Annotated in this window: 20 protein-coding genes; 1 reads left to right on the top strand and 19 read right to left on the bottom strand. The window is 44.5% G+C overall.

Translation table 11 applies throughout. The features are described 5' to 3' along the window. Position 1: 1 nt before the first annotated feature. On the bottom strand, positions 2–4,627 hold the full coding sequence (locus GQF01_RS04660) for a chondroitinase-B domain-containing protein (protein WP_161405695.1): 4,626 nt from the start codon (positions 4,625–4,627) through the stop codon (positions 2–4). A gap of 759 nt (positions 4,628–5,386) precedes the next feature. On the opposite strand from GQF01_RS04660, the gene GQF01_RS04665 reads away from it, so the two are divergent. Continuing rightward, positions 5,387–6,040, top strand: a complete 654-nt coding sequence (locus GQF01_RS04665) for a FusB/FusC family EF-G-binding protein (protein WP_161405696.1) — start codon at positions 5,387–5,389, stop codon at positions 6,038–6,040. A gap of 60 nt (positions 6,041–6,100) precedes the next feature. On the opposite strand, the gene GQF01_RS04670 is transcribed toward GQF01_RS04665, so the two are convergent. The 18 genes from GQF01_RS04670 to GQF01_RS04755 all read right to left on the bottom strand — a co-directional run bounded on the left by GQF01_RS04670 (position 6,101) and on the right by GQF01_RS04755 (position 20,088). Further along, the gene (locus tag GQF01_RS04670) at positions 6,101–6,973 is read right to left on the bottom strand and encodes an NAD-dependent epimerase/dehydratase family protein (RefSeq protein WP_161405697.1); all 873 of its coding nucleotides are present in this window, start codon (positions 6,971–6,973) and stop codon (positions 6,101–6,103) included. A 144-nt stretch (positions 6,974–7,117) separates the two neighbouring features. Further along, positions 7,118–7,261 (bottom strand): hypothetical protein, encoded by a 144-nt coding sequence (locus GQF01_RS04675; RefSeq protein ID WP_161405698.1) that lies wholly within the window; start codon positions 7,259–7,261, stop codon positions 7,118–7,120. Positions 7,262–7,436: 175 nt separating this feature from the next. After that, on the bottom strand, positions 7,437–7,676 hold the full coding sequence (locus GQF01_RS04680; protein WP_145656181.1) for a tautomerase family protein: 240 nt from the start codon (positions 7,674–7,676) through the stop codon (positions 7,437–7,439). A 78-nt stretch (positions 7,677–7,754) separates the two neighbouring features. Then, on the bottom strand, positions 7,755–8,495 hold the full coding sequence (locus GQF01_RS04685; protein ID WP_161405699.1) for an SDR family NAD(P)-dependent oxidoreductase: 741 nt from the start codon (positions 8,493–8,495) through the stop codon (positions 7,755–7,757). 48 nt (positions 8,496–8,543) lie between these two features. Beyond that, complete coding sequence (locus tag GQF01_RS04690) at positions 8,544–9,173, bottom strand: DsbA family oxidoreductase (RefSeq protein WP_161405700.1); 630 nt, start codon at positions 9,171–9,173, stop codon at positions 8,544–8,546. Then, complete coding sequence (locus tag GQF01_RS04695; RefSeq protein WP_161405701.1) at positions 9,170–9,715, bottom strand: NAD(P)H-dependent oxidoreductase; 546 nt, start codon at positions 9,713–9,715, stop codon at positions 9,170–9,172. The genes GQF01_RS04690 and GQF01_RS04695 overlap by 4 nt, the downstream gene beginning before the upstream one ends. Before the next feature lie 27 nt (positions 9,716–9,742). Then, complete coding sequence (locus GQF01_RS04700) at positions 9,743–10,066, bottom strand: NIPSNAP family protein (protein ID WP_161405702.1); 324 nt, start codon at positions 10,064–10,066, stop codon at positions 9,743–9,745. A 95-nt stretch (positions 10,067–10,161) separates the two neighbouring features. Further along, positions 10,162–10,731: a TetR/AcrR family transcriptional regulator gene (locus tag GQF01_RS04705; RefSeq protein WP_161405703.1), complete on the bottom strand. Its 570-nt coding sequence runs from the start codon at positions 10,729–10,731 to the stop codon at positions 10,162–10,164. A 217-nt stretch (positions 10,732–10,948) separates the two neighbouring features. Continuing rightward, on the bottom strand, positions 10,949–11,800 hold the full coding sequence (locus GQF01_RS04710) for a DUF6454 family protein (protein WP_202556083.1): 852 nt from the start codon (positions 11,798–11,800) through the stop codon (positions 10,949–10,951). A gap of 3 nt (positions 11,801–11,803) precedes the next feature. Beyond that, positions 11,804–12,559 carry a glycerophosphodiester phosphodiesterase gene (locus GQF01_RS04715; RefSeq protein WP_161405704.1) on the bottom strand — a complete coding sequence of 252 codons (756 nt, stop codon included), beginning with the start codon at positions 12,557–12,559 and terminating at the stop codon, positions 11,804–11,806. A 32-nt stretch (positions 12,560–12,591) separates the two neighbouring features. Then, positions 12,592–13,437 carry an ABC transporter permease gene (locus GQF01_RS04720; protein ID WP_161405705.1) on the bottom strand — a complete coding sequence of 282 codons (846 nt, stop codon included), beginning with the start codon at positions 13,435–13,437 and terminating at the stop codon, positions 12,592–12,594. Next, positions 13,434–14,612, bottom strand: coding sequence for an extracellular solute-binding protein (locus GQF01_RS04725; RefSeq protein WP_161405706.1), 1,179 nt, complete (start codon positions 14,610–14,612; stop codon positions 13,434–13,436). The genes GQF01_RS04720 and GQF01_RS04725 overlap by 4 nt, the downstream gene beginning before the upstream one ends. A 23-nt stretch (positions 14,613–14,635) precedes the next feature. Continuing rightward, positions 14,636–15,667, bottom strand: coding sequence for an ABC transporter ATP-binding protein (locus GQF01_RS04730; RefSeq protein ID WP_161405707.1), 1,032 nt, complete (start codon positions 15,665–15,667; stop codon positions 14,636–14,638). A gap of 34 nt (positions 15,668–15,701) precedes the next feature. Beyond that, on the bottom strand, positions 15,702–16,526 hold the full coding sequence (locus tag GQF01_RS04735) for an ABC transporter permease (protein ID WP_161405708.1): 825 nt from the start codon (positions 16,524–16,526) through the stop codon (positions 15,702–15,704). Between the two features lie 26 nt (positions 16,527–16,552). Further along, positions 16,553–17,563 (bottom strand): LacI family DNA-binding transcriptional regulator, encoded by a 1,011-nt coding sequence (locus tag GQF01_RS04740; RefSeq protein WP_161405709.1) that lies wholly within the window; start codon positions 17,561–17,563, stop codon positions 16,553–16,555. Between the two features lie 164 nt (positions 17,564–17,727). Continuing rightward, entirely contained in the window at positions 17,728–18,822 is a 1,095-nt protein-coding gene (locus GQF01_RS04745; RefSeq protein ID WP_161405710.1) for a sensor histidine kinase, read from the bottom strand. Then, positions 18,812–19,501, bottom strand: coding sequence for a response regulator transcription factor (locus GQF01_RS04750; protein ID WP_161405711.1), 690 nt, complete (start codon positions 19,499–19,501; stop codon positions 18,812–18,814). Before GQF01_RS04750 ends, GQF01_RS04745 begins: the two co-directional genes overlap by 11 nt. Before the next feature lie 155 nt (positions 19,502–19,656). Then, the gene (locus tag GQF01_RS04755; protein WP_161405712.1) at positions 19,657–20,088 is read right to left on the bottom strand and encodes a hypothetical protein; all 432 of its coding nucleotides are present in this window, start codon (positions 20,086–20,088) and stop codon (positions 19,657–19,659) included. Positions 20,089–20,164 lie beyond the last annotated feature (76 nt).

Here is a 20,164-nt window from a genome sequence, read left to right on the forward strand (position 1 = left end):
ACTACTTTCGATCCAACATACGCATGACGATTGTAACGGCTTCCGCCCTTGTCGCTGTAACAAACGGCGCGAAGGTTTGATTCTCTCTACCGTTTAATAGTCCTAAGGAAACCGCTTGCGAAACGGACGTTAATGCCCAGTCTGGAATCTGCGAACTATCGCTAAATGTGACGGGGAGTGACATGTCTCCTTTTGGCGAATAAGCCCTTATTAGCATAACAACCATTTCTGTCCGGTTCATGGCGACATTTGGGCGCAATGACTCATCTTCATACCCCTGGAGAATTCCAGCTTCCAGCGCTGCGCCTAGTTCTCCCTCTGCCCATGCCGGAATTTCCGCCTGATCGGTGAATGTCCGTTTCGATGGTTTAGCTTTCAAGCCTAGCGCACGAACCAGCATTGCAGCAAATTGCAATCTTGTCATCGGCTCATCGGGCTTGAAGCTCCCATCCGAGTAGCCGTTCACAATGCCTTTGGCAGCAGCTCGGGAGATTGCATCCGATGCCCAATGTTTCGACACGTCCGCAAAGGATTCCTGCGGCGGTACTGTTGTTGAAGGAGTTGCAGGATTCAAAGGCTGCGGGTTGGTCGGTTCAGGCACTGGATTCGGCAAGGGTGCAGGTGTTGACGCAGGTGTCGTAGGATCGTCGGGGCTGCTTAAGTCCGGCGTCCCCTCTTCCGGCGGCAGGTTTCGCCCTGCAGCAGGACCGACATCAGCGGCAGTAAGCGGCCGAAACGCCACTTCGCTAGCCGGTTCGTACTCATCCGCTCCGACATCAGCGGTATGTATCCGTTTTTGACCGTCCATATCGTCGGAAGCTATGTACGATCCTTTAGCCGCATCAACTGCAGGGCTTAGCGGCGATATACGGATTAATCCGTCACTTCCACGGACTAGCTTCAAATCGCCTTTGTAAGTGGCACTTACAACAGTTGCATTCGCTGCCACCGCAGCGATCCCATCCGTCATATTGCCGACGTAAGTTGGCCGACCGGCATCTGTGATATCTTTCGTCTCATTGAAAATAGTCCCTGCGTTGCTGAAGATTAAATTGTTATAAATCTGTGTTCCTGTTGGTTGGAACGTGCGTTGAGCTATTTTTACGGCAGATGCTTTGTTGCTTAAATTTACGAATGTATTATTATAAACCTGCACATTGTATTGTCTCCAATGTCCCCGCAGCAGCTCCTGCTGTCTCTCAGGTGTCAGGCTCCTTAGCTCCGCGAAATCGCTCGCCCCAGTGCCCCATCGTATAACAGGATTCGTGCCTCCATCCGGTCCTGCGTCTTCCGTTCCACCATCCAGCTGAACAGCATCATCGGTAAGCCCTTCCATGTAATTATTATAGATTTTGTGATCATTGCCATAAATCCGGAAACCGCTTGTACCCGGTTTCTTGCCATCTGCGATGATGAAATTGCCATAGAAGCTGTTGCGATGTCCATGGCGGGCGACCATCCCTCCGTAAGAATTGAGGACCGTATTATAGCGGATTGTATTGTCACTGCTCTTCACAGAGACGATTTCGTCTTCACCGTTTAATCCATCGAACAAATTGTATTGAACCGTGACATGTCCGGGGGCCAAAGATAATCCAGAGAGCCCGAGACGGATCGCTTCCAATCCATTCGTAACTCGCGGGCCAATATTATGAAAGTGATTGTATTCAATCACATCGTATTGCGATACCGCGTCCTTGCCATCATAGGTGATTACTGCACCAAATCCGGTTTTCGGTCCGATATCATTATACGCGATACGGTTGTGACTGCTCGTACCTTCAACTCGAATAAAGTGTCGGTCAGACCCACTGTCCGTGAGCAGCGTAGAGTTCGGCGTTTGCGAAGTTTCTCCCGTGTAGACGGCTCCGTTCGGGTCATAATTGGCGCCATAACGGCAGCTATTCTCGACACCGATGACACACCAGATTTGTTTGCTGACGTTGCTCTCGACTTTCGTAAACCGGAATTTCTGACCTGTTTCATCCAAAGCAAATGTATTTCGCAAAATCGTGATATTGCTGGAATCGTACAACTGCACACCAGGATGCAGGCCAGTCAAACTGGCGATTCTGTCTTCTGGTACTGCTCTGCTCCGCAGCGTATCCTCACCATGTTCCGAGCCGCCGCCCGAATGAAAGGAAAGCCCCTCAACTTCGACGTATTCAGAGTTTTCGATATGCATGTAGCTGTCGCCGGCAATAACTGCCTTACCTTGCTCTGCTGCAACAATACGGATCGGAAGTGCTGCCGTGCCTTTTTTATCTTTGATCACGAACGGACCCGCTTGTTGATAGGTGCCATTTTGCAACTCGATCGTTGTACCTTTCGTGATTTGATCCAGTGCAGCCTGCAGGTCATCCGAGGAATTGACTTTAATCACCTGAACGGGAGGAAGCGGCTCCACTGGTTTATCACCTGCCTGAGGCGGCCCGCTTGGCGTAGTGGGCTCATCTACATCTGGCGCTGTGCCTGTGTAGAGTTCAACTTCCGTAATGCTATTCCAATTGCCCGAACTTCCCGAAGCAGTATTGCCATAGCCGACCAACCGCAAATACCGCACAGATGCCGGATTACTTAGCACATAAGGCTGAATACTCTCATCGCTGACTTTAAGAACGCGGCTTGTCCGCTTGGGGAGAAGCACAGTCGGATTCTGGAAATCTGCTTGATTCGAGCCGATGATCTCAAAGTGAGTTTGACGGTCGAGTGCATTCAAGAAAGCAATATTCAGATACGTGATCTTCTCTGGTTGGCCCAAATCGAACTGCAGCCACTCACCTTGTCCTGAAGCTGACCACCGAACATCATTATTCCAAATACCGTCCACTACATTCGCTGGAATATTCGTTGTGTTCGGCTGATAGGAACTGGCAGTGACCGTGCTTGCGTTCATCGGTATTTGACCATTCGTGCCTTTGGCAGATAGCTTGTAGGCTTGAATCGCATAGGTATTCGTGGCATCGCCTTGTGATAAACGAATATTGATCTTATTCAACCCAGGTGCTAGCGCCACATTTCCAAAATCACTTACGGGTTGATTCATTCCATCGTTATTCGTCAGAGACACTGTTGTCGCAATGCCGTTGCCAGCTTGCATCTCTAACCGGACAGGATTGACATCCTGTGGGACAATCACCTCATACCCGCTCATCTTGGAAGATGAAAATGGTGGATTCATCCCTAGCTTCTGGCTGCCTGCCCACACATCTAGGCTCGTTAACTGGATTTCCGGCATTTTCTCTGCAAAAGTGAAATAAGATCCGTCTGCCAGCGCCACATCCGCCGCATAATAGACGCCTCCGTGCAGTTGCACAGGAGTCAAAGGCAGCGAAACCGCATCGCTGAAGTCACCGCTTGTACTCGATAACAGCAATCCTCCTAGCGGTAGCATCGCTTCTGGGAAAGCAACTTGTACAGTCCCGACACTACCGGTGTTCTGGACTTTCCACGTCCGCGCCGACTTCTTGAACCCAACCCCGTAGGGCACCGATGGCGAGGTACTTCCGTTATCACCCCAGAGAAGGTACTGCTTATCTGCTAAGCTTGCTTTAGCACTTATGATGACCTGAGAAGCTGCCGGGCCTTCACTGCTTCGGCTTGTCTCCTCAGTTAATGCGCCTTGCTGGTCTCGGGCGATCCCTGCTATGTTATGGCCAAATGCCGCATTAGCCGCAGTTGGCCATACAATCTGATGCGACGAACCTGCGGACACGTAGTCCTTTCCTTTCAGCAGTGTTCCAAATTTGAGAGCTAAGTAGGTTTGCACTTGATCTTGCTGTATATCACTAAGCGACTCACCAAAAACGATCATCTCGCCGATTTGTCCATCATACCCAGATCCTCCGGTGACTGCTGAACCGAGAGACATTGGGCTGCTTCCATTGCCAACCATGGCGAGGCGTGTCTGCGATGATTTGGCAATCGTTTGTCCATCTAAGGTAATAGCTTGATAAACGCTATTTGAAACGGATGGCTGTGATTCATAGTGGAAGCCCCAACTGTTGTATGAAAGCGGCGGAACTTGATAACCCGTCGTGAGACGTGGATTACCAGATGTAACAGAACCTGAATCCCATAGGATTTGTGAGGTGCTTGAAAAGAAAGGAATATAAGCCCCGAATTTCCCTGTTCCTTGTAAATTTTCATAGAAAATCTGGGATGTCTGAGTAGGTAATGTAATCCCGCCTGCAACGACATAAGCACTCGCCTGGGATACCTGTTCATTCTGAGCAAACAAGCCATCTTTGTCCAACAAGAGACTTCCGTTGCCTGAACGGATGAATTGTACAGATGGTTGGAAATTCAGTGATGGATTGGATGCCACATACTTCGGCTTCGTTCGGGGACTCTTGTCACCGACCGTCCCGTCATTGATGAAATCGTTGCCTTGCGGACTGCTGTCCTTCCATTTCGTTACTTCCCCATTTCCAGTGAGGGTCATACTCGATGGATCTGCTTTCAGCCACAATTTCAGCAATTTGCCGTCTACGCCACCAGGTGTTCCGGCCGCCTCACCCATCGCTTCGGCCGTGGAAAGACTCGCAGGTAGACCCGAGAACATTAAAGCTGCTGCGAGCATCAGGCTGATCTTCCGCTGCAAAGATACTTTGAATACCTTGTTCAAACTTACATCCCCCCTTCTTCATCATGGAACTCATGAAACTCTTAGGCATCAATGCTAACTAGCGTGAAGGCCAATACACACATCATATGTAAACCCTTACAAACAATAAATCATCAAAACTCAAACTCATCATCAAAATCTGGAATTCCACTGATCAATATTGGGAATCAACCGTTAATTTTGAAAACCACAGCAAATCTCGAATGGTTGACTGCAATTCCATTTAAACCTATTCTCAAAGGAACTAGAGTCCTCTATTCGAAGAAAAGGGAGTATTCTTCTCTCTGGAGCGGAACTACAGGGTTCTATTCGCCCTCCACGGCGTGTTTATAAGGTGAATATGACGAAATAGCGGAACACAGTTCCTCTCACACCTCGAAAATTCAGCTTTTCGTGGAAATAGCGACCCCTAGTTCCCTCCCCAACACAAATGCCCTCGGCAGTTAATAAAAAGGAGCTGCCCAGTGGCAGCTCCTTCGTCTCATATCGGGTAATTTTTGATTATACTAGACTTTCCTTTGAAAAACGGGGCTATTTTTCTTATAATAATCATTATCGCAGGTATAAGGAGTTGGTTTCGATGGCAATATACGATTGCCAGATTGGCACAGTCTCATGCAAAGCCTGTTTTGGAGGCGATACTTTGCATGGGCGAGAAATGAGCAATACGAATATCGCCTAATTGAGCATCTATCGGTTCCACGATTTGGCTTTGCACCTTATTAATTTTACTAATAATAAAATGAGGGGCTGTTCCACATGTGTGAACCATTTATAAGCAATCATCAATTCAATGATATTAAGAAACAAGCAGGGATTCTGGAGCACGCGATACGAACGAACGCAGATCCGAAAGTGTTGGAATCCGTTAGATATAGTGCTGAATCGAAAATCTCTGAATTATTTCCAGACGCTTCAGACAACCAGAAACAAATGCTGGAAACCATTTTCAAACTGCGGACAGCAGACGATTTTCAAAAACATCTAAAGGCATTAGAGCCTTATTTAGTGGAATTCCCGCAAATTAGTGCAAAGCAGATTCTGAAACTATTTCCCAAAAATAAAAAACTAAAGCTGCCTGATTTATTAGCCATAGACTTTCGGTATATCACCTATCTTAGCTGGGTTGATATATCCACGAATAAGCTATTCATTGTTTATCAGCTAAACGGGCAATTCGTTGGGATAGAGGGCAAATACACCCCTACGAACAAGAAGAGCTTTTGCTTTTTATGCAATAGGTATGAAGAACTTGCTTTATTTACGGCAATCTCCAAAAAAAGGCCCGCTCACACGACGCCTGATTATTATAAAGCAGTTGGTAACTATTTATGTATGAATGGTCATGAATGCAATAAGAACTTGACGGATGTTTCTGCGTTAATAAAGTTTATTGAAACTGTTATCGGTTAAAAGAAAGACCGGGACCTCTAGCTTCATAAGGTCCCGGTCTCTTTATTTCGTTAGTCGGTATTAAATGGCCGGAATTTCAGAAGGCACCTTCAAATTCGATACATCGATACCTTTTTCATCACGAGCTTTCAAGTCTTTCAAAAACGAAAGGAAGTTATAACGAGGTTTCCAACCCAGCATTTCTTCGGCCTGAGATAGGTCATGTTGTTCTACTTGCTCAGGTAATTCGATCTCATATTTGTTCAGTAAATGGATGGCGCCTGGAACTTGCGACTCGCACCATGCAGGACCCTTTTGCCTAAAGTTTTGAATGACCTCCGTCGGCATACCATGATTCGTATGTACAATTGTACGAAATAGCCCTACTCTCTTCTCCAAAACAGCCTGAACAGCAGCAACGGTTGCTTCAGCGACATCCCTTCTATCCACACCATTGCGAAGCAGACGTGCGCCGAACTCTAGGTAGGGCCGAGGAATAAACTCATGGTAACGAAGCATGGCTATCGAGGCGCCTGTCATTTCATGATAAGTTTTGCACAAATCTTCACCAATCACTTTACTAACTCCGTAGACCGATCCCCATCCATAGGCCATTGAAGAAGCATAGACGATAGATTGAATGCCGGCTTGCTTGCAGGCTTCCATCACATGAAATGTACCATCCACATTTACAGCAAAAATAGTTTCATCACTTACAGGCGGTTGATGTGCGCAGTGCCATGCTGCTAGATGAACAACCGCATCCATTCCTTGCACGGCTAAGCGAATATCACCAGGGGATCTTGTGTCGCACCGAATGAATTCGAGTTCTCTTAAATCGTCCGCAATAGGAGGCATAATATCTGCCATCCTAACGGAATAACCTGCTTGAACTAAGGCTCTGCACACCGCCTGACCACCATTGCCCGCGGCACCGGTAACAAGAACTTTCATGACGGACACCACCTAACTTCGTATTTGGATTATCTATTCGTCATCTTTCAGAATACACCTGCCAATGTGGTAAAATTAGCCAAAAAACCCCCGAAGTTAACCTTCGAGGGTTATGTATGTACGATTAAGCAAGCTTTCACTGTATTAACCTATAAGGCTTTTAGGCAGCAATTTCGTGAAAAAGCTAGTTTCATTTTCTACTTTTATTTTTTCAGGTTTCATGACTTGGTCATATTTCATCGTATTTTGAGACATCATTTTTTCCCATGCGTACGTGTTGATATTCAATGAATAGTCCTCCTTCAATTTCTCGGGTGTACTTCTATATCATAGCTTGCATTTGTTCACCTGATGTAAAAAAGGATTAGATTTTTTGTAAATCTTACACGCCATGTTCGAAAAGAAAAAACACCGCCGGTTTCATTGGCGATGTTTTCGATAGCTTTATGATCGTAAACGCTAGTTATGATTTCGTTTTCTCAGCAAGTTTCTTGCGATATTCCAAGGCAGGTAGCCCACCCCAACCCCAATTATCGGTGTCCACTTCTTCAATAACAACGAAAGTAGATTCTAACGGTTTGTTCAAAACGTTGAGCAAGACCTCACTAACCCCTTTAATAAGCGCGGCCTTCTCTTCTGCAGTAACAGACTGACGATCTGGCGTCGTGCCCTCACGGGTCACTTGGATATTTACGATTGGCATCGATATTCTCCCCATTCCTATTAAAATAAGATCTCTAATTTGTTATTAATTTTGCTTCAGTTACATGATTGGCTTGTCTTACTTAGTTCCTGCGTTTTGCCCACCATCCACATAAAGGATTTCACCAGTAACGAAGTTGGCTGAATCCAGGTATAAGACGGCATCGACGATGTCTTTGGACTCGCCCATACGACCTATCGGATGTAAACTAGCTAGCGCTTCATGTGTTTCAACAGCGTGCATAGGTGTTTTGATGACACCCGGGGAAACAGCATTCACGCGAATACCACTAGCTGCATACTCGATAGCCAATGATTTGGTAGCCGACTTCAAGCCGCCTTTCGTCAACGAGGCAAGTACAGAAGGAACGTTCACTGACGGTTGATCAACCAGACTTGTCGTAATGTTCACGATATGTCCTGATCCTTGTTTCAGCATCTCGGTCACCGCACGTTGCGTAACGTGGAAGAATCCAACGACATTCGTGGACAAATACGTTGCAAAATCCTCTTCCGTGTACTCCGTGAACGGTTTAGACATGAAAATACCAGCATTATTAACAAGTGTATCAATGCGTCCGAAGTGAGTTAATCCCTCTTCGATTAAACGCTGTGCAACCTTAGGATCGGCAATATCACCAGCTACGAACTTCACATTTTTTCCTGTTGGATCGATTTCTTTCGCAACCTCCGCTAATGCCTCTTCACGGCGCCCATTGATGACGACTTTCGCACCCTGGTTCACCATCTCAATTGCCATAGCCTTCCCGAGACCGCTGCTTCCGCCAGTAATCACTACTACTTTTCCTTGTATCGTCATTGGTTATTCTCCTTTATGATTTTCTGGATGTTGATTGCTCAAGTGGACTTACATTTGTTCAAACAATTTCACAAAGTCAGCAGGTGATTGCAGACCAGATAAGCTGACTTCTTCATTAATAACGAAGAATGGAACCCCTCTGACACCGAGTTTCTGCGCAGTAGCTTGACTTGATTCAACTTTACCTAGCTCTTCACCTTGTGTAAGGCGCTCCTTCAGGTCCGCGGCGTCACCGACTCCGATAGCTGCTCCTATTTTCACAAGTTCATTTACATCGCCTATATTAATGCCTTCTTCGAAATAAGACGTATATATTTTCTCAATTAATTGCACCTTTAAGTGCTCTGGCGCCATTGCTATTAACTGATGGGATAACACTGTGTTCGGCGTATATTTAACAAGATCCATGTTATATTTAAGACCAAAATGTTTCCCGTTATCGTCATATTGCTTCTTTCTAGCTTCAAATTGAGGAACCCCGCCCAAGCGGCCAATCATCACTTGACGATAATCTTCTCCCTCAGCACGAATACCAGGGTTAATCTGAAAAGCATTCCATCGAACGGTTGCCTTTTTACCTTCTGGCAATTGCTTTAGAGCGGTTAACAGACTAGTCGTTCCCATACGGCACCAAGGGCAACTAGTATCCATATAAACGTCAATCGCCAATTCACTCATTTCGTCAACACCTCAGCTGGCTTCACAGTTTTAATATGATTTACGAAATCTTTGCTGCTTTGTGCTAATCTTTCTTCCGTCACGTCAGAAGTATCGTTTAGAACAAAGTGAGGCAGATAGGTGCCACTAATAAAGCGAGTGAGTGCTTGCATTGGTGTCAAAATTTCTTCGATTGTAAAACGGTTGGACCCGGTTGTTTGATAAGACTCTTCCGTACCATAAGCCGAAATTGCAAAGCCAACTTCTTTACCCACTGTTTTCGTTGCTTCAGGCCCATAAGCCCAGTTGTATAGCAAAACAGTATCGAACCATTTTTTCAGTAAAGGCGGTGTGCTGTACCAATATAGCGGGTATTGGAAAATGATTCGATCATGCGATTCAACCAATTGCTGCTCTCTAGCTACATCGATATTTTCGTCTGGGTACTCTTTGTGTAATTCATGGATCGTGATATCATCATGCTTTTGCAATTCCTTTACCCATGCTTTGTTCCAATTGGATGCCTCGATGTTCGGGTGAGTTACGATAACTAAAGTTTTCATTTTTATTTGCTCCTATTCATAGTTGGATTATTTGTTTGCGAAAAAGGGGACATCTTTCATAAAGATACTTTCTTGTTTCTTAACTAGCGGTCCATCAAGTTCAGAGACTCGTCTTACTTCAATCCACGCAGGATCGTTGCGGAATCTCTCATAGTTCAGGTTACGCTCCTCTAAGGAGGCATGTTCAACAACATAATAGAGTCGGTTGCTTGATTCATCTAAATCTTCCCAGAAAAGCGTTATTTTCATATCATGCTTGCTAAATAAATCGATAACATGATCCCTGAATCTATTTAAAATAACCTGCATTTTCCCAGGGTTAACATCATAAATCCGCAGCTCATATATCATTCTTAACGCCTCCTAGTCGAAAGTGCTGATTCATTCATTCATTCAATCCGCATACCTATTAAAAGGTAGATAAGTACAAAAGAAAAATACTAATTTTAGATTAGACCTGCAATTAAACCTTCGGCAATCACTTCAAATCTACTTTTATCCCGAAAACTTCTTGCAAGCAATTGTGCTCCTTGAAGAGAAGCGAGAAATTTATGGGCTTGCACATCCGCGGCACCTTCAAATTTAATATGCCCTTCCCTGCGCCCCTGATCCAACACGCGTTCCAGCCATGTTAAATTAGCGGTGAAAAATTGTGCTAACCTGTCCCGAACTTTCTCTGACAAAGTAGCCAATTCAGTAGAAAGCATGACACTTAAACATGTACAGTAATCCTGGACTGGACCGTCGAAAATCAAGATGAATTTACGCAATTTCTCTAGGTTGTTCTGCGTTTCGACGTCGATTTGAGCAATTGCAGTCATAGAATGTTTGTGATACCGAGTGATCAACGCTTCTCCCAAATCCTCTTTGTTAGGAAAATGATAATGAATGCTGGCCGTTCGTATCCCAACTTTCTCTGCAATATGTGCGTAGCTGAATCCGTTAAATCCGACTTCTTGCACGATGAACTGGGCTGTGTCTAAAATAATCTCTGCGGTATTCTTATGATTGCTCATTGTGTTCTACCTTTTAGTAGATAGAGTGTCAGCTCCTCTCTTTCTATGATAGTCAACCGCCCACTCATCATACTATGAGTCATGTCATCCTGCATAATATTGATTCATGATACTGAACATCTCAATTTCAGATACCTGCGAGTTCGGCGCATAGGCGGAACCCGGATAGCAAATCCTATTGATACATGAAAAAAGCACTCTGATGAGTGCTTCTTCATTATGTTACGCATGTTTCATATATTAGTAGGGACCCGCTGTTATCATCAGGGACGGCATAAAGTCTAATCACTTGACCAGCGCTCTCAAGAAACACCGGATTACGAGTAATCACATGACCTTGCGGAGAAAATTCAGTAATAGGTATTTCATGAACCGCCGTCAGCGTTCTCAGGTCTATCAGGGCTAATCCACCTAACTCGTACGGCTTGGATTGGCTAGCAGGATTGACGAGCTCAGAGATACCGCTCAGAATCACTTTTCCGTCACCTACATAATGACCATCTTGATAGTCGATAAAATGACTCGTATTGTCTTTCTCCAGCATCTGCTGTCCGCTTAGATCCCATTCATAGAATTTGCGCGAACCCCAGCTATTGCCGATTAGCTTTCCACTCTGGCCTTCACGCACTAATCCTCCGATATGATCCTGAACTCGGAACGATTCTTCTGCTTTCAAAGTGACAGGATCTACTTGGTAAACAATAGATTGACTGTGAGGGCGATATTCGGCGACAGGCACCCAAATATGAGTACCATCATAATCAATACCACCTGGATGATAAATATCTCCTTCACCCAATGTAATCTCATCCACAAGCTTCCCTTGGAAATCAAATACGAATAAGTGGCCAATCCCCTTGCCAGGTGTACGATCATAACGGTGATTAGGTGTGTCAATTCTAATTGGCGCTTCGATAAGTTCAACGGAGGACATATAAAAGAGATCGCCGATTCGCACCATCCCCTGGGAATGGTAATTGTTGAATTGAAGCTCAATTTGTTTTTGTTGCTGCCATTTTGTGCGTCGTGAAAGATTTCGGAACAGCACGATGAGATTCTGATCATCCATGTGCTATAATCCCCAGCTGCTCTTCAATTGCACTAAAGCAGCAAGATTGCGCGTTGTGATGGATGCAACGCCTAGATTGGCGTACTTGCGCATCAACTCTTCTTCATTCACAGTCCACACATAAACTGGTAGCTCTAAGGAAGCCGTATAATCCATTAGCTCTTCATTCACGATACTATAGTGGAAATTGATACCGAAACAAGAAGCTGCACGAGCTTCCTCGCACGTTTGCACCAAAGCATCTCTATATGGAAGTGTTCGGAACAAGTTGTGGTTGGTATTCAGTAGCCTACGCATTTCCGGGTTCAACTTCTGAGCCAACAGCGCGCGATCTGCCTCACAACCGGATAGATAAGCATAGTCTAACAATCCGTATTTTTTTACTAACGCTGTAGTCGGTTCAATACTTTCGTCAACTTTCAAATCCAAATTTACCTTTTTACCCGATGCTTGGATAAGGGGCAGCATGTCTTCCAACTTGCAGAGTTGAATCGTTTTGCGTTGTTCCCCTTGCGTGACTTCAAACCTCAGCTCTTTTAATTCTCCATATGTCAACTGGGAAAGGGAAATGTGTTCCCCCTCCGTGGTCAACCATTCATCATCATGAGCCAAAACTGGAACACCGTCTCTAGTCACTCTGATGTCTTCCTCTACGACATCTGCACCATTCTGAAGTGCCATTTGCACGGAATGCACCGTATGATCAAACGTATTCATGCTGCCGCTATGGGCAGTGATGAGTGGAAATCTGTCCTTCATGCTGCGCACCTCCTCTTCTGCATTATGCTGATCTATCTCGCTCTAGCACTCTCTTCCGTAATCATACTCCGAATGTAAAAATACCCCATGACGGAACAAAGCAAGAACGTAAAGAAGGCGATCGCCGCAGCTAATTGCTTCTCCTGGAACACACCGAAAACTTGTTCCATAGACACTCCTAACATTTGTGGAGCATTCGGTCCAATAAGGAATGGAGCGGTAAACGATCCAATTACACCCATGAATACAAAAGTAACTGCAACGAGCAATGTTTTATACGTAAGCGGCAAAATGAAACGTACAAAGATTTGCAATTTGCGTGCCCCTACGTCCTTCGCGCTCTCAATGATTGCATTAGGAACCGCGGATAAAGCTGATCCGAGCAGCATCGTCGTAAAAGGAATGTTAAACCACAAATTCGCGATAATAATCCCCTTCATGTCGAAAATAATACGCGGCATCTCCCCACCGTTAACTAGAAGCAGCATCCGGGAAACCCAACCATGATTGCCAAGCAATTGAATTAAACCATAGGTAGCAATAACAGATGGGATAAAGATTGGAATCATATACAATTTACGTATCCATTTTACCATCGTACCTGTGTTGAATCTCATATAAGCTGCCAAAGCGTAACTGACTATCAACACGAGAATAACGGAAATAACCGTCACTTCTAGGGTGAAAATAATGTTGGAGCGCATCAGTTTATCCGTGAATAAATACGTATAATTGGACAAATCATAACCGCCGGATTTATTGGTCAAACTCTCTTTGAAGGAAATGATGATCGGAATAACAACAGTGACGAACAGTAATAAAAAAGAGGGGATAACCAGAAGTAATCCGAATATCCCCATTTTCATTTGTTTACTCATTGTGCAGCAACATCACTTTGCCAACGCTTCGTCATATCTTTATCTAGTTCACCGATATTGAACGAGCGGAATCCTTCGGATGCACCTTTGAATGAATCTTGCACTTCTTTGGACATGTTAGAAAGCTTAATGCCTGGGAAGCCATGCATTTTGTCTACAACCACACCTTGTGCCTCAGGTGAAAGAACGAAGTCCAAGAACTTATACACAGCGTCTTTCTTCTCAGACAGCTTTGGTACCATTAAGTAGGTTGGTCCGCCATTAAATCCAGGTGTAAGTTGTGTCATTTTTGTTGATTTCGGAAGTTGTCCTTTCGCGACTTGCTCAAGCACCATATCTGACCAAGCTGGAATCATATCGACTTCGCCGCTCGTTAGCAAATCTAAAGTTCCTTGGTTTTTCTTAGGATAAATGCCTTTACCATAGACGGATTTCCCGAGCTCCTTCAGCAGAGCAAACCCTTGATCCCAACCTTTTTCAACACTTGGATCGGAGTTATGAATCGCTTCTTCTGGCAAGAATTTGTACAGCGCAGTTGCCACAAAAGAGTTGCCAGCGCCACCAGTAGATGGATCGTTATAAGCGAATTTGGACGGATTTTTCTTAATCCAATCGTACAGTTCATCCAACGTTTTGGGAGGAGCACTTACTTTATCGCTGTTGTAAGCCAATACAACGGCAGATGAGCGGTAAGGAATAGCAAGATTAGAGATATCTTTTAACGTTTTCTCATCGACACTAGCTAGATTTTTAATTTTGTCAGGGGCTAGGGTATCCCACAGATCATCTTTTTGTCCCCGTGTAACATTAGACAAGCCATCTTCATACAAATCGATATCGCCAGAACCTTTATTTGCTTGTTTGGCAGCCATGATACGGTCATAAGTTGGTTGTGCGCCAGTTCCGGAAGGAATATATACCGGTTTCACTTTCACGCCTGTATTTTGCTTCTCAAACATAGGAATCAACGTATCCCATAGATCTTTCACATTTTGCGAGCCGGTAAAATAGAAGTTGAATTCAACTGGTTGTTTGCTGTCTGCCGTTGCTTTAACTGGTGCGTTGCTTGGAGCAGCTGAACCTGCATTTGTCGCCGAATTACCACACCCCGAGATGAAAGCGGCTGTAGCGGTCATTAAAGTTACAAGTGTAATCGTGGATTTCTTGCTTAACATGGTGTTGCCTCCTTGGATTGGGTTTAATTTTGTGAAAATGCAATCACTTTTGCAAAATTTGCTTTTACCTGTTGCCCTGTATGGAGATCCTTGACAGAATCCCTTGGTTGAAACGCCCGGATGGTTCCGTATTGAGGTAAATCAATGGATACTTCAGCATAATGACCAAGCACCATCACCTGTTTGATCACACCCGGAAGGCCTTGTCCTTGTTCCCCTTCTATGATCACATCTTCAGGTCGAACAGCAAGTTGTACATGCCCGGACAGATTTTTTGAATTTGGAAAGCTTAGATGCCCAATCGTAACGCGTTCGGAAGCGATCACCCCTTTCAAAAAGTTCATTTTGCCGATAAATTGAGAAACAAACAAACTGCTTGGTTCATCATAGATTTCTTGTGGTGAAGCGATTTGCTCGATATTCCCTTGATTCATAACGACAATACGATCTGAGATCGATAAAGCTTCTTCCTGATCATGGGTAACAAACACCATCGTAAGGCCTGTTTTCGATTGAATTTCCCGAAGCTCTTCCCTCATCTCGTGACGAAGTTTCGCATCTAATGCAGAGAATGGCTCATCGAGCAGAAGAACAGCTGGTTTCAGGAGCAGAGATCTTGCAACCGCAATACGCTGCTGTTGACCACCGGAGAGTTCACCCGGATATTTTTTTTCGGCTCCAGGCAAACGAACCAACTGCAGCACTTCGTTCACGGCTTGATCGATTTCCGCCTTTTTAAACTTGCGTATTTTAAGGCCGAACGCGAGGTTGTCGTACACCGTCATATGCGGCCATAGATTGTAGCCTTGAAAAACCATGGATGTCGGACGTTTCTCAGGAGGCGCGTGAAGGACACTTTTCCCCTCAATGAGAATGTCGCCTGAATCTGGGTCTAAGAAGCCTCCAATGCTGCGAAGAACGGTTGTTTTGCCACAGCCTGAAGGGCCAAGCAATGTGATTAATTCACCTTTGCGAACATCAAGAGAAATTCCTGTTACGCCTTCCCCTGTTTTATAGCGTTTCGTCAATTGTTGAACTGAAAGCTGAATGTCCATGTGTGCCCCCTTCTATTTATGAATAGATCTGTCGTCATTTAAGTTGGAAACCGCTGGACATAACATCTGCGCTCACGAAGCGCTGTGCAGCCAGCAAGAGAATAATCGTCGGTGCTGTTAAAATAATGGAAAATACCGCACCTGCATAAGCTGGATAATCGCTGATGATCGAATACATAACAATCGGCATCGTTTTATAGTTAGGGATGCCCACCAGGAATGTGCCCTGCGCTTCATCGAGCGAATTAAGGAAGGTAAAAATAGAAGCTACGATAATTCCCGGCATAGCCATGGGCAGCGTAATGCTGCGAAACACTCGAAACGGGCTCGCCCCTACATCCCTGGCAGACTCCTCTTGAGCCAAATGCACATTACGGAAGGCCGCCGTTGGAATCCAGGTCATGAACATGAGAACGTTAATCATATGGATCAAAACAACACCTATTAACGTGTTCATCAGTCCAAGTTTGAAGAACAGCACAGCAATCGAAACATAAAGTCCCATTTTCGGAAAAGCATGTGTTAGAAGGAAGGAAAACAAGAAAAACTTACTCAGCGGAAATCTTATGCGTGCAAACGCGTACGCCGCTGGAATGCACAGCGCAATGGAAAGTGCCGTTACAATCGTTGCGATGACGAAAGACAAGCCGATCGATTTCGCAATATCTTCTTGCTGGAACACAAATGCCCACCATTTCAGCGACCACTCATGCGGCAAGATATCGGGGTACGTCCATTTGCCTGTGAAAGCCAGAATGGCTAGATTAAGCAGTGGGCCCAAGAAAAAGATGACGAACACAACTAGGATAAGAAATTCCACGATTTTACGTGGACCTATCGCTTTTAAATACCAACGCATGCGGACTAACCACTCCTTTCAATGGATCATATTTGGGTCGATTGACGAATAATAAGCTTGGGTACCAGTTGCTGGGGATTCTCAATGTTTGCTTCCTGCCGGATAAGTTTGTCGAGCAAGCTGAAAGCTTGCGTTCCCATTTCCTCCGTATTGACTCTGATCGTTGTCAAAGAAGGTGAAAACATAGTGGCAAAATCAATATCGTCGAAGCCTACAACCGCTACTTGTTCAGGAATGCGGACCGCCTGTTCCAGCATAAACTTCATAGCGCCTAGCGCTATCATATCGTTGGTAGCGAATAGTGATGTAAACCCGCCTGCACGAAACTCCTCCCAGTGGGCGCGCATTAACTCGTACCCTTCTCCAAAGGTGGACGTCGATGCCTGCAAGATCGAACTTGCTGGGAACGGAATCTCTAATTCTCTCAAGTGATTTTTGAAACCCTTCAGCCTCAAATTGTGGCTGCGATGCGTCTGTGGCCCGGCAATCACGAAAATGTGACGATGACCCCGATCAGTGAGATGCTCAGCGACCATTCGGCCGCCTTCTTCGTCTTGATTCACAATGTGCATGACCCCATCGACATCCGTGGAGCCGTTCACCATGACATAGGGAACTCCGAAATTGGCGATGTAATCAATGACATTTTGCTGCAAACGACTAATAAGGATCAGCCCGTCCACCCGTTTCTCCATCATAAAATCTGCCGAACGCAGCGACATTTCATGATCCGTCGTCACGAAGACCGAGTAATTCATGCTTGCAGCAGTCATTAATATTGCATCAAGGATTTTTCCATAAAACGGATGGGATGCAATTGGATGATGTCGGCGATAAATGAGAACGCCAATGTTATGTGTTCTTTGTGAAACCATGGCCCTTGCTACGGCATTAGGCTTATATTGTAATTCTTCAATCAGCTGCAGCACTCTATTGCGTACTTCCAAGCTGGTATAGCCCTTGCCAGATATCACCCGAGATACCGTTGATTTGGATACACCGGCGCGAAGGGCAATTTCCTTAATCGTATGCTCCATGCTGTGACCTCATTTCTGTGTGTGAGACCGTTCCCACACACTTAATTTAACTTAGAATTATTTTTGCTGTGTTAGCACCAAGATAAGTAATTGTAAAGACAAAAAGCCGTCCCTAGGTTCTCTCAACCTCTGGAACAGCTCTTATATAAGGTGTAACTTGTGATTTAGATGTACAAAGGCAGCTTAATTTCAAACACGGTCTGTTGTTCATTACTAGAAACAGTAATCGTTCCCTCATGCGCATCTACAATGCTCTTTACAATGGCTAGACCAAGTCCGGAACCGCCGGTATGCTCCGAGCGAGACTTTTCTGCCCGGTAGAAGCGTTCGAATATATAAGGTAAATCAGCAGCAGCAATAGGCATTCCATCATTCATAATGTGTAAAATAACATGGTCCGCACTCTGTTTCACACTGACATCAATGAACTTCCCATACTTGCTATATCGAATCGCATTCGATATCAGGTTTTCCAAAGCGCGCATCAGCTTATCTCCGTCAGCAAGAATCATGGCGATCCCCTCCTGATATGACAATCGCATTTCCATCTTCGCTTCGCGCAGCTGGAACGAATAATCTGCCGCTAACTGTCCGATGAGATCGGTTATATTGATTTTTGAGCGATTTAATCGGTTCTGTCCATAACTCATTTGTGAATAGTCAAATAAATCATTCACCATTCGTTCTAGTCTGCGTGACTTTGTATAAGCGATGTCGGTGTAATACCTTAGCTCAACCTCATCCTTGTAACGATCCTCACCGATTAATCGTAAATAGCCAAGTATAGAAGTAAGCGGCGTACGTAAATCGTGGGACACATTCGTAATCAGTTCACTTTTTGTTTGTTCTGCTTTTAGCTCATCTAGCTGAGAACGTTGCAGCTTATCAACAATTCGGTTAATCCCAATAGCCAATTGACTTAACTCATCATCTGATTTTATCGCAATCCGGTGATCGAAATGACCTGCTTCAATTTCCTTAACACTCTCTATGATTCGTATAAAGGAATGAATAGGTTTAAAGCTTAAAATCAGGATAATACCTATAAAAAACAGAAATCCTAAAAGGAAATAACAGCTTTGAATACCGATTTTTTCATCAATAATATTAAAATATAGCCAAAGGGTTCTAACACCGTGGTTCAATAAGATTCTTAAAGTCGCATAGATGCTAAAAAGAAAGATCAGCGTACTCGCCGCACTGATTGTTAGCATAATAATCAGTTTAGTAACGATTCGTTTGTACAGGTTATTTTTCAATTTTGTATCCGACTCCCCATACGGTTTGTATCAACTTATACCCTAGCTCTTTCTCCAATTTGTCACGAAGATTGCTAATGTGCACCATAACGGTGTTATTGGAGAAATAATAGTTCTCCTGCCAAATGAGCTGGAAGATTTCCTCCGCGCTGAAAACTCTCCCTGGATGAACGGCCAAGAGATGAAGGATCTCAAACTCCCGATTCGTCAAGGGCACATCCTTGCCATCCGCGGTCACTTTATGGTTTGTCTTGTTAATTTCAATGGCATGTATTTTCAACACATGTTCAGCATCCGTATGAGGTACGGCGTTATATTGAAAAGAACGACGAAGAAGCGATTTCACTCGTGCAGCTAGTTCTAATGGGTTAAAAGGTTTAATCATATAATCGTCGGCACCGCTCATTAATCCCAGCACCTTGTCCATATCCTGTGTCTTCGCGCTTAACATGAGAATGGGGATCGTTCTATTCTCCCTCACTTTTCGGCACACTTCCATTCCGTCTATACCCGGCATCATAACATCGAGGATGATCAAGCTGACCGCATTCTCCTCCAGTGCTATTAACGCTTGTTCACCGCTATACGCCTGCAAGATTTGAAACCCTTCATTCTGCATATAAATCGAAACTAAATTGGCAATTTCCTTGTCGTCATCTACAACCAAAATCGTTTTCATCCTTCTAATTCTCCGATCCTATCTATTTGCTAACGTTAGGGTAACACCAATAGTTAAACTTTCTTTTAACTAATTCATAAGTTTTTCTTAAGGTTTATATTAAAAAGAACGCAGTTGATTTCCCTGCGTCCTTGTTGTTGTTTGTCTACGTATCGTTAGCCGACCCCTGGGTCTCCTGGATTCCACTGTTTAAATGGCGGCACTGTATAGGTTTTTCCATCCATGCCAACATAGGAAATTGTGCTTGTTTTCCCGTCCCAGTTCGCGAATTCCGTTTTTAATCGGGCACTAATTTCATCATATTGTCCTTGAGACATTTGACCTAAGCTGATCGATTTACTGTAAATGCCGAGCGTTTGCTCTAATCTAGTACTTTTGAATTCCCCTAGTGTCAGTGGCTTTTTCTTATAGGTCCCATTGCTCTCTACCTCATAGATATATCCAATGACATTCGAATCATCCGTTTGTGCCTGAACAGATGGTACTACAGGAGGAGCCGATTCATCGGGATTCGTTGCGGCAAAAGCTGTGGCTGCAGTAGTTAGAATTAATGTAGCAAGTGATGCGGATAGAATTAGTTTTCTCATAGGTAACTCTCCTTTTATTGGGTGGTTGTCATCGACGACATCCTTTATGATAAAGGTTATTCGTAAAGAGTCTTGT

The sequence above is a fragment of the Paenibacillus silvestris genome, from assembly GCF_009882985.1.
Taxonomy (GTDB): Bacteria; Bacillota; Bacilli; order Paenibacillales; family NBRC-103111; genus Paenibacillus_E; species Paenibacillus_E silvestris.